Annotated in this window: 7 protein-coding genes and 1 riboswitch; of the genes, 3 read left to right on the plus strand and 4 right to left on the minus strand. The window is 36.0% G+C overall.

Translation table 11 applies throughout. The annotated features are described in order from the left end of the window. Positions 1 to 175, plus strand: a riboswitch (cobalamin riboswitch). This riboswitch is flagged as partial in the annotation. 98 nt (positions 176 to 273) lie between these two features. From GXZ93_06705 to GXZ93_06715, 3 genes are all read left to right on the plus strand, one after another. Next, entirely contained in the window at positions 274 to 1,380 is a 1,107-nt protein-coding gene (locus tag GXZ93_06705) for an iron chelate uptake ABC transporter family permease subunit (protein HHT79461.1), read from the plus strand. A 24-nt stretch (positions 1,381 to 1,404) separates the two neighbouring features. After that, entirely contained in the window at positions 1,405 to 2,691 is a 1,287-nt protein-coding gene (locus tag GXZ93_06710; GenBank protein HHT79462.1) for an ABC transporter ATP-binding protein, read from the plus strand. Between the two features lie 230 nt (positions 2,692 to 2,921). After that, on the plus strand, positions 2,922 to 4,022 hold the full coding sequence (locus GXZ93_06715) for an ABC transporter substrate-binding protein (GenBank protein HHT79463.1): 1,101 nt from the start codon (positions 2,922 to 2,924) through the stop codon (positions 4,020 to 4,022). 267 nt (positions 4,023 to 4,289) lie between these two features. On the opposite strand, the gene GXZ93_06720 is transcribed toward GXZ93_06715, so the two are convergent. From GXZ93_06720 to GXZ93_06735, 4 genes are all read right to left on the minus strand, one after another. After that, positions 4,290 to 5,708, minus strand: a complete 1,419-nt coding sequence (locus GXZ93_06720; GenBank protein HHT79464.1) for a hypothetical protein — start codon at positions 5,706 to 5,708, stop codon at positions 4,290 to 4,292. Continuing rightward, positions 5,668 to 8,046: an AAA family ATPase gene (locus GXZ93_06725; protein HHT79465.1), complete on the minus strand. Its 2,379-nt coding sequence runs from the start codon at positions 8,044 to 8,046 to the stop codon at positions 5,668 to 5,670. The genes GXZ93_06720 and GXZ93_06725 overlap by 41 nt, the downstream gene beginning before the upstream one ends. Further along, positions 8,043 to 9,032, minus strand: coding sequence for a radical SAM protein (locus GXZ93_06730; GenBank protein HHT79466.1), 990 nt, complete (start codon positions 9,030 to 9,032; stop codon positions 8,043 to 8,045). Before GXZ93_06730 ends, GXZ93_06725 begins: the two co-directional genes overlap by 4 nt. 108 nt (positions 9,033 to 9,140) lie before the next feature. Continuing rightward, on the minus strand, positions 9,141 to 10,813 hold a 1,673-nt coding region (locus GXZ93_06735), incomplete at its 5' end, for a VWA domain-containing protein (GenBank protein HHT79467.1).

The raw sequence follows: 10,813 nt of genomic DNA on the forward strand, positions 1-10,813 counted from the left end.
TTAAAACTTTCAGTGAAGTAATTCTTAATAGGGAATCCGGTTAGATTCCGGAGCGATCCCGTCACTGTAATTGGGTGTGTGCCTTTTATTTTAGCCACTGACAGCCAGTACTGTTGGGAAGGCAAAAGGTAAAGTCCCATAAGTCAGGAGACCTGCTGTAGGTTTTTAATTAATATAAGCGCTCTTCGAGGAAGGAGTGGTTATTTTTTGTTTGCCTCATACTCATTTCTTTTAAGAGCGATAACAATTTTATAAAAAGTCGCTTTGAAAAAAATGATATCCAGAAAGTATAGCAATCCGGAAACCAGTAGCAGCAAAAAAGAAAAAGGGTTTAGATCTGTAAATAACCGAATAGTATATTATACATTTATTTCGCTTGCTGTGTTGTTTTCTTTAATGATTATTGCTGCTTCCATAGGATCCGCAAGGATTCCTTTGAAACAGACTTTTGAACTGATAATTGATGGAATCCCTGTTCTCAGAAACCTTGTTAATGTTTCGGATATAAGTCCGACATATAAAACAATCATTCAGAATGTAAGACTTCCCAGAGTTTTTCTTGCCGTACTTGTAGGCATGAGTCTTTCTTCAAGCGGAGTAATGTACCAGGGACTTTTTAGAAATCCTATGGCTGATCCTTATATTATAGGAGTTTCCTCCGGGGCATCTTTATCGGCATCAATCGCAATTTTAATGGGTTTAACATCCGGTATAGGCAGCATATCAGGTATTGTCCTTTCAGCATTTGCAGGTGCTCTATTAACAACATTTCTGGTTTTTAATCTCGCACGAAGCAAAAAGGGACATTTAAATGTACTGACCCTTATATTGTCCGGAATTGCCATTGGGGCTTTACTAAATGCTGCCACCTCTTTTGTAATGCTTGTTTCAAGCAAAGAGAAGCTCCAGGCCGTTGTTTTCTGGATGATGGGTAGTCTTACTTCAGCGCTCTGGGTTAAAGTAAAAGTTGTAGGACCGATAATTATTGTCGGAATTATTTCATTATTTTTTTATACGAAAGATCTAAACTCAATAACACTGGGCGAAAGCAGGGCAAAGCAGCTTGGTATAAATGTTGAATTAATGAAAAATATGATAATTATAATCTCCTCCTTTATAGTTGCGGCTGCTGTCTCTGTTACGGGAATCATTGGTTTTGTCGGACTGGTAGTTCCTCATATGATGCGCTTAATCGTAGGTCCTGACAACAGAATACTTCTTCCTGTATCTGCTGTCAGCGGAGGAATCGTTCTGCTTCTCGCAGATACAATTGCAAGAAATATATTAGAACCAAGTGAAATACCTGTAGGAATTATAACTGCGCTGATAGGTGCGCCATTTTTCATATATCTTTTAAAAAAGACAAAGACCGGCTATTAAATCTAAAAAAAATAAGCATATGATATGGAACAAAATATAAATGATAAAGAAAAAAATGCAATAGAGATAAAAAACCTGAACTTTTCATATGACAAAATAAAAATAATTGATAGTTTCAGCATGACGGTAAAAGACGGGGAATTTATTGCATTGCTTGGTCCAAATGGTGTAGGAAAAAGCACACTTTTTAATATCATATCGGGCATATTGCCATTCACAGAAGGTTCGGTAACTATCTTTGGAAAAAATATTAATAAGATGAAGTATAAGGAAAGGGCAAATCTCATAGCTGTAGTTCCGCAGGAAACTAGCTCAAATTTTAATTTTAAAAATATTGACATAGTTCTTATGAGCAGGGCGTGTAAAAAATCCCAGTTTGCAAATGAAGACATGCAGGATTATGACATTGCACTGAATGCCATGAAATTAACCAAAACAGAAGATATTGCATACAGGGGATATATGGAAATAAGCGGGGGCGAAAAGCAAAGAGTGATAATTGCTCAAGCAATCGCTCAGGACACAAAAATACTTCTGCTTGATGAGCCGACATCAAATCTTGATATAAATTTCCAGATAGAAATTATGCAGTTGATCCTGCAAATCAGCAAGAAGCAGCATCTTACAGTTGTCGGCGTTTTTCACGATATAAACCTTGCTGCTCAGTATGCAGATAGAATAATACTTATAAAAAACGGAAAAATATTTGCAGATGGCACTCCTGCAGATATTTTAAACTGTAAAAATATTTTCGATGTCTATGGCGCCCATGTTATTGTAGGTAAAAATCCTTTTACTAATAAGATATTCATAACTCCACATTATAACGGTCATTATGATTTAACATCAATTCCTGAAAAAAGAAAAAAAATCCATATTATTGCAGGCGGGGGAAGCGGGTCTTATCTTTTTAATATTTTACAAAGTGAAGGCCATATAATAACTACATGTATACTGAGCAGCATTGATACTGATGCAAAGGTTGCAAAACAGCTCGGTATCAGGCTTGTGCTTGAGGATCCCCATATAACTCTCAGAGAAGAAAATATCAGGCTCAATGAAGACTTAATATCAGAATGTGATGTTGTTATTGTGGCAAGGGTTGATTTTGGTGAAGAAAATTATTGCAATCTTGAATCTGTGAAAAAAGCACTCGAACTTAATAAATGTGTATATTTTATAGATGGGAAAAATTTTTTCCAAAGAGATTTTACAAATGGAAGGGCTACGGCTTTCTTTAAAAAGCTTCTGGCGATGGGAGCAAGAGATGCCGGCAGTGAAGAAGAGCTTGCCATATTACTTAATAAATAAGGAGATTAAGTCTTAAGGAAATCAAATTGGCAGGATTTATTAAAATAATAGGCTTGAGAATAAAGGATTTTCATCTTGTTTTGTGCTTTTGGCGAAGCGAAAGGAGTGGTTATAAAAATGTAGGCATTTTAAGCAAAAAACCTGAAAAAGATTATTTACAACAATAACCTCAAAGATATTTTTATACTATGAATATTCTTTGAGCAAAAGGAAAGGAAAAGATCGAAAAAATGAAAAACAAAAAATTAAATGTGCTTGCAATTTTGATGATAATGGTATTGGTATTAGCATTTGTACCAATGTCCATGTCGTGCAGGCAAGTTGCACCTGCAGAGACAGAAGCTGCTGAAACTACTTCAGTAGAAACTTCTAATCTTGAAACAGTTGCAGCAGATACAACTGCAGCTGAGGAAACAACTGCTGAGAAAGACCCTTATGCCGTTAATTACCCTATAACAATTGAAGATGATCGTGGGCAGCAGGAAGGTAGTGACAACAGGCAGCTTGTTTTTGACGGGCCTGTCACATCAGTAATTGCAGGTGAAAATAATTTTACATTATGTTTGAAAGAATTCGGAAAGCTGGATGCCGTTAAAGGGATTGCATACTGGGTCTCGGATACAGTCACTGAGCTTGCTGATTCTCCGGCAGTAATAACACCGGGAGGATTCGAGCTTGAAAGGTTGATAGACTTATCACCTGAACTGCTGGTGTGTTTTGACCCGATTGATCCTGCAATAGCCGAACAACTGGAAACGGCAAAAATCAAAATATATGGAATTGGCATTGTGCAGAGCTTGGACCACATAAAGAAGTATATCGCTGACTACGGTATGATGTTTGACTCTGTTGAGATTGCTACTAAGCTTATTGCAGGTATGGAGGAAAAGCAGGCAAAGGTAAAGGCTGCCGTAGATAAATTGGGTAAAAGCGAAAAACCTAAAGCTATTTATATCATGTCTGTTGGAAGTGAATACGGGGACTATGTACCGGGTGCAAATACTTTTGTTGACACCCTTATAGTTGAAGCGGGCGGCATAAATCTTCCTGCTGAGCAGGGTATAGAAGGATGGGCTGAATATTCTACTGAAAAACTTCTTGAATCGGATCCTGATGTAATAATTATCCCGCTTTCCACAGCAACAGGCGGCATGAGTAACTTCGCTTCAGTTGAAGATTTTACAAAACTTGAAATAGTACAGGAACTTAAGGCAGTCAAGGAAGGTAAAGTATTTGGAATAACTGCCGATTATGTCAATAACCTGAGCTTTACAGAAGGAGATGCCCTTGTGGAATTTGCTGAAGCAATAAATGGTATAGAAATCGAATAGATATGATATTGGGACTTTTCCAAAATATTGCTTTTTTATATAAAGAATCGATTTAATTTCCCCTCACATCCTTAATGAAAAGGAGAAGGGAGTCAATTCTCCTTTCTCCTTTTCTCGAAATATGCATCTGAATAATTTTCTATATATTATGTTTTTAGAAGAACTTCTGATAAAGTAAATATCAATTAAACAATCTGAATAAAAGTGTTGCGCAGATACTGTCTCTTCTTTTTACTGTTGTTTGTAAAATAATTAAGAATTTTTCAATCAATAGCGGTAATTGAAATTAATTACCTTAATACTGTTTATAAGGTCTTCCACAAGAGTAAGCATACCGTTTATTCCCATAAATGGCCTGAAAGTAAGGACGGTTTTTTCATCTTCAGGAAGTGATATATTTATAAAGGCAAAGTCTTTCCTAATGAGTCTGAATATGTTTTTCTCAAGACAACTTCCAAGAATTATATCAGGTTTAATCTTTTCAAGTGCATCTTTTAAATCAAACTGATTATATGTTTCCAGAATTTTTGAAGAAAGATTTTTACTTTTTATATAAAACTTTATCTCTTCAATATTATTATTACCTATTCCCCGTAATCCTATCAATGCAGGATAAAGACCCAGGTACTCATACAGTATTTTTAAAAACGGATAAATTTTATAGCTGTCTGCAAAAATACCAAACGAGAGGCCCTTTATGACATTTCTTGTTCCTGATATATTTTGGAGTACTTTAAAAATCCTTCTCTTTGCTCTATCCCTTGCATTATGATATTTGTTTCTTTCAATACTGAAATACCCCGAAAGCATTTCGACAAAGTCTTCTGTAAAATCAAATCCATAGGGAGAAAACATTTTGTGCTTACTTGCAGCATTATCCATAGGTTCCGCAGCTAAATATGGAACTCCGGTTTTTTCATACAGGTATTTTCCTATAAGTAAGCCATATTCTTCACTTATAATAATATTCAGTTTTGCATCAGGCAAATTCTGCAGCTCTTCATATTCCGTATCCACACACAGCACAACATTTATTTCAATGCCCAGCAAAGCAAGCAGTTGTTTAATCTCATCAAGATCATTGAACCAGTTGTGCTGTGCAAGAGAAAAACCTATTAAATTAACATTGTCTTTATTTTGTAAATGACTCTTCCCAGACCTGCTTTTATCATTTCGCGCTATTTTTCTATTATTTAAGGCCTTTTCAAGAATATCAATGATCACATTCTGAAAACCTGTGTACATATCATTTACGAATCCGGTGGTTTCAACAATTACATAATTTTTTGAAAAACCGGATTTCTTAATAATCTTTTCAAGATCATCACCAATCAGAGCTGTTCCGGAGGTGTTAACAAGACCCAGCAGTTTATAAAAATTATTAGAGTCTATTCTTTTTAATATTTTAATAAGTTTATCCTCGGTTGAAAAAATAAAATCATATTCATCAAGGAATGTAGACGGAACCCTGAACTGACGCATGAAATAATCATCCGAAAGCCTTGCATTGTCAGCAGTATAGTCAACATATCTATCCTGACCATAAACCAGATATGCGTTAGACATCCTGCAACCTGTTGGTCCGTTGACCAATGCAATTGCATCTTTTATTCCTTCAATCCCGCAAATGCTGCCTGTTAAGCTGTCAGGACTCAAATTGTAATTTATTAAATAATTTTTCTTCATTTCTCCAACCTTCCCTTAAGTCTATAGAAAAAAAACTCATCCATCTTTTGGATAATTCAACGCCACTGAAAAAACCGATTTTCGGATAATAAGGCATCAGGTCATAATGGACACCCTCTACTGTTTCAAGCACCGGTATATTTGTAAGCACTATATCGGGTTTCATTTTTTTTATAAGCTTATCCCTTTCTGTCTCATTATAGTTGTAATCCACATCACCAAAACCGCTAATGTCCATTTCCTCATTTTCCACCGACTTAATAAAACACACCTTTAAAAGTTTCATATTTAAGTCTTTTATAGTTTCAATTACATAATCAAGATTGGAATTAAAAGCAAAGAGCATTACCGATTTCCCCTCAAGTATTTTTTTCTGCCTTTCTATTATCTGTTCATATTCATTTGTATACTTATTAATTAACCCGGCTATCAATTTATTCCTTCCAAAATAATCTGCAATCTCAGAAATCCAACTGACAGTTTCCCTGAAACCAACGGGAAGCTTCCTGAATATTTTAATATCAAAACTCTGGCTTAAAAAATTGGAAATCACATTTGCAATAAAACCATCGTCGTATGGTATCGAAATCGAAGCTCTTTTGAATTCTTTAATTGTATCTATGCCGGTATCTCTTATGAATCTGCAGTGGATTTTTATATTAAGCTGGCTAAGAATTTTTTTGATTGTATTATAATTATCATCCGTGTCTCCCATCATTGTTTTTTCATTAATCAGATTAACCGATACATCATCTTTTTTGGGTTTTATATTTCTATCAATATATTTTTCAGAAATTATACGGTAGGCGTCCAGCATGCCCTGAAAATAATCACCGCCTGCCACTCCCTGGGTATCAATTACAGTGATATCGCAATCATCTCCAAGCTTAAGCTCGTTTACATTTTTCTCGAGATCATCTCCTATTATTGCTGAAGCACATGCGGAAACCAGAAACATTTTCTTTTGCCCATAATTATTAACCATGTTCATAATACAGTTCTTTAATATTTCCGAACCACCAAAAATGACGTCCTTCTCTCTAAGATTGGTCTGAACGAGCCTGGTGAAAAGAGAGGGTTTGTTAACCGTGCCATAAATTTTTTCTATTAGTGAAGATCCGGAGTTTGATATATCATTTATATAGCTGCAGCCGGATGGCGAATGCATTATTGTAATATAATCATTTATTTGAGTTGTAACCCCGAATGCACCTGTTATCGAGCATCCATGCAACGGTTCTCTGTTTTTTAAGCTTTTACTCATAATTTTCATAAGAGGTTTTCTCTTAAGCGAATCATCAGGATTTATATTTTTTTTTAAATTCTTTGCCGGAATCATAGTGCATGTATTTATATTTGCTTTCATATTTTTTAGTTCAGTGTTCACAGGATTTAATTTGTTTTTTTTTATCACTGAATTATCATTATTCATCCCGCTGCCGGCATCGGTATTACCAATTTTGCTGTATGGGGAAAAATCTTCCCGTTTTGCTTCTCCGGCTTTGAAATACTTAATACTTAAATCCTCCAGATCCTTTTCCGACATTGCTTCAGGACTGGTTAGCTTGAAATTTCTGTCGACTATCTTTTTTGCAAGAGACATAAATATTTGTGCCGATTTACTTTGTGGAGCATATTCCAGCACGGTTTTCCTGTTTACTTCAGCTTCCCAAAAAATTCTCGAATTGGGAATGAAAGCAAGAAGTTCAGAATTTATACGGGTACAGAACTCTTGTATAAGTTCATTCTCAGTTCCTATGTTCCTGCTATTTCCAATTATTCCTATAAGCTTACCGTTTAAATTGCCCAGGCCTTTACAAATGTTGTTTGCCGCATAAAGAGACTGAAATTCTCCTGAAGTGACAATTATTATCCCGTCGGCAAAGCCCTTCCTTAAAGGCACTGAGAAACCACCGCAAACAACATCCCCCAGGATATCGTAGAATATATAATCAAAACCTGCTTCATATATGCCTTTGTTTCTCAGCACTTCCACCATTGTAATTATGCCCCTTCCGGCGCATCCTACACCTGCCTGAGGTCCGCCTGACTCAGTGCAACAGACGTTTTCATATCCATATTCCATGAAATCTTTTATATCTATGTCATTTACACTTTTTTCCTTTAGTATTTCAAGAATCGGTGTTTGTTTTTTGCCTTCCAGAAGAAGTTTTGTTGAATCACTTTTAGGGTCACACCCTATTTGCAGCACTTTTTTACCCATCTTGCCCAAACCTGACGTAAGATTGGCGGTGACAGTAGATTTGCCTATCCCTCCTTTTCCATAAATTCCTATCTGAAACGGTTTTGTACCATTTGATGAGTTTGTATTTTTCATGCTGTTTCCTTCTCTAAAAAATTTTTATATATATATTTCCTGTATGAACATTCAAATTCACTGATGCTGAAGTTGCTTCCACTTTCAAGATACGCTCTTGACGGACAGCCTCCCCTGCATATATATTTCGCTTCACATTCTTTGCAATCCAACAAATCTTCAACACTTCTTGAGGGCCTTCTTATCAGGGCTTCCCTGTTTGTAATTCGTCCCATGAATGCACTCTTGTCATAGATAAGGGATGGACACGAAAAAACATCACCTTCCGGCGTGACAGTTATGCTGTCTCCCATAGCCGACCAGCAGTAATAAGGATTTCCGTTCTTTTTTGATCTAACCCGCGTAGAGGAAATAAGCATATCATTCATTATGACATCTGCGCCAAAAAAGCGAGAGCCTTTAAGAATCCAATATGCTTTTTTGTAGTGCTCCTTAAATAGATCAATATCAGGCATAAGGATTTTATAACAGTCGGTGTTGTTAAGCGGCTTTCTTAAAAGATCAAAAGATATGCTTCCTATATTTTCAAGCGACACTGCCATAGCGGCAAGTTTTTCAAGATAACAAACATTTTTTAAAGTTATTACCGTCGTAAGATTTATCCTGATATCGTATTCGCGAAATTTCTCAATTCCTTTTATTACGCAGGATGACATGCCGCGTATTCCGTCATTTATCTCAGGAATACTGTCCATGCTGACACTTACCTTTACATTGTTTTCCTTAATAAACTTTGCAATGCTGCTGTCAACAAGAGTCGCATTGGTTTGTAATTTTATTACCGTTTTAGGTCTTATTTCCTTTGTTTTTTTGACAGCATAAAAAAAAGATTCTGGAAATAAAAGCGGCTCACCACCGCTAATCTGCAAAGTTGAAGCTTCATTATCCATGCTGTTATCAAGAGCATCTATAGTATAATCAATTATGTTTCTTGTAATAGATTCAGATATATATTGACCCGATACATAACAGTATGCGCAATTCAAATTGCACTTTCGTGTTAACAATAATATTACCTGCTTAAATCTTTTCATAAATATTCTTAAAAATCCTCATGCAGTTTATTGAAAAAACTTTAAAAAATATTTTCTTCACTAATTAGGTAGTCCGACAGATTTTTTAAAATCCTTATTGATAAGATTATTTATATGGAAATAATTTGCTTTTCCGTATTTTATTATTTCATTTAAGTAGCCGAGTTTTAACTTTGCATCATCAGCATCAATTATAATAAGATTTATTCCCTTTTCTTTAATCTTTTTTGAAACACTTATTATTTCTTTTTTAATACCTTTTTTATTTTTTGAAACATTGGCCCTGCCATCCGAAACAAGGACAATTGCAGGAACGCAGTTTTTATCTTTAATAATTTCATCCATTATTGTCTTCAGGCCGGAAAGCAGGCCTTCACAAAGCGGGGTTTTTCCTCCTGTCGGGATGCTTTTAACCTTTTTCATTGCAGAATAAACGCTTGTCGTTGGCTTTAATATGACTTTTGCATCATTTCCCCTGAATACAACAAACCCGACCTTGTCTCTTTTTTGATATGAATCACGAAGCATAGAAATCAATGCTCCTTTTGCAAAATCCATTCTTTTTCCAACACCCATAGAACCAGATGCATCCACTATAAACACAGTTGTAACTGCCTTTTTCTTTTCCCTGACTTTTTCCCTTATATCATTTTTGTCAATGTCTATCCTGCCCTTGCTTATAACTGAACTTCTTATCGTGGCATCTATTGCTATATCAGTTGTGCCTGACTTTGGATTCCTTGATTTTACATATTTCCCTGTATGCGTGGATAGTGTCTTTGCTCTTCGCCCCCTGCCGGTTTTTATTTTTTTGTCCCTCTTTACTGAAATCTCAGGTGCTGTAATAAATTTTTTGTGCCTGTCCGGTCCGGGATTCTGATGCTGCTCCGGTTTCTGCTTGTCTCCATTCCGAGGGTTTGTATCATTTTCCCTATTATCCTTACCGTCAGGGGGCTGATTAAAATTTGGATTGTTCTCCTTCAAATCATCTTTGGAATTGTCTTCGGAATTCTCATTCCAGTTTTTACTGCTGTCTTCATTTTTGTCGTCAGTGTTTTTATCCTGATTTTCATCATCCTGGGGATTATTATCTTCCTGCTTTTGTTCCTGCATTAACTGCTGAAGCTTCTGTTGGATCGGCTGCTCTTCATCAAAGGGATCGCGCCTTACTCTGTGAGGGATAATAAAGCCGGCAGCCCTTTCAACATCGGATTTTTCAACCATTTTTCTTCCTTCCAGAGCTGCAATTGTTTTGGAACACCTTGACATTAATATATCAGCTCTGTGTCCGTCTATGCCAAAATCAACACATATCTTTGCTATCAGCTCCTTTAAATCCCTTTGAAGTCTGACCTGGGGCAGAACGCTTTTTGCAATATTTATTTTTTCAAGCAGCTTTTTCTGTTCGTCAGCATATTTTAAATAAAAGGCATTATTATCGGAATCGAACTCTTCCATTACATCAATTATTTTTACCCGCTGTTCGATATCTTCAATTCCCTTTACATCAACATATAATCCAAGGCGGTCCGTAAGCTGTGGCCTGAGCTCACCTTCTTCAGGATTCATTGTTCCTACAAGAATGAATTTTGAAGGATGTGTTATGCTTATTCCCTCTCTTTCAATGGTGTTAAACCCCATTGCAGCAGAGTCAAGAAGCACGTCCACGATATTATCGTCAAGAAGATTAATCTCATCAATATAGATTATTCCTCTGTTGGCTTTGGCAAGAA

It is taken from the genome of Actinomycetota bacterium, assembly GCA_012837825.1.
Lineage (GTDB): Bacteria > Actinomycetota > Humimicrobiia > Humimicrobiales > Humimicrobiaceae > Humimicrobium.

Coding starts and splice junctions, on each gene's coding strand:
- GXZ93_06705 (HHT79461.1), top strand. CDS start 274: ATGATATCCAGAAAGTATAGCAATCCGGAAACCAGTAGCAGCAAAAAA.
- GXZ93_06725 (HHT79465.1), bottom strand. CDS start 8,046: ATGAAAAATACAAACTCATCAAATGGTACAAAACCGTTTCAGATAGGA.
- GXZ93_06710 (HHT79462.1), top strand. CDS start 1,405: ATGGAACAAAATATAAATGATAAAGAAAAAAATGCAATAGAGATAAAA.
- GXZ93_06715 (HHT79463.1), top strand. CDS start 2,922: ATGAAAAACAAAAAATTAAATGTGCTTGCAATTTTGATGATAATGGTA.
- GXZ93_06720 (HHT79464.1), bottom strand. CDS start 5,708: ATGAAGAAAAATTATTTAATAAATTACAATTTGAGTCCTGACAGCTTA.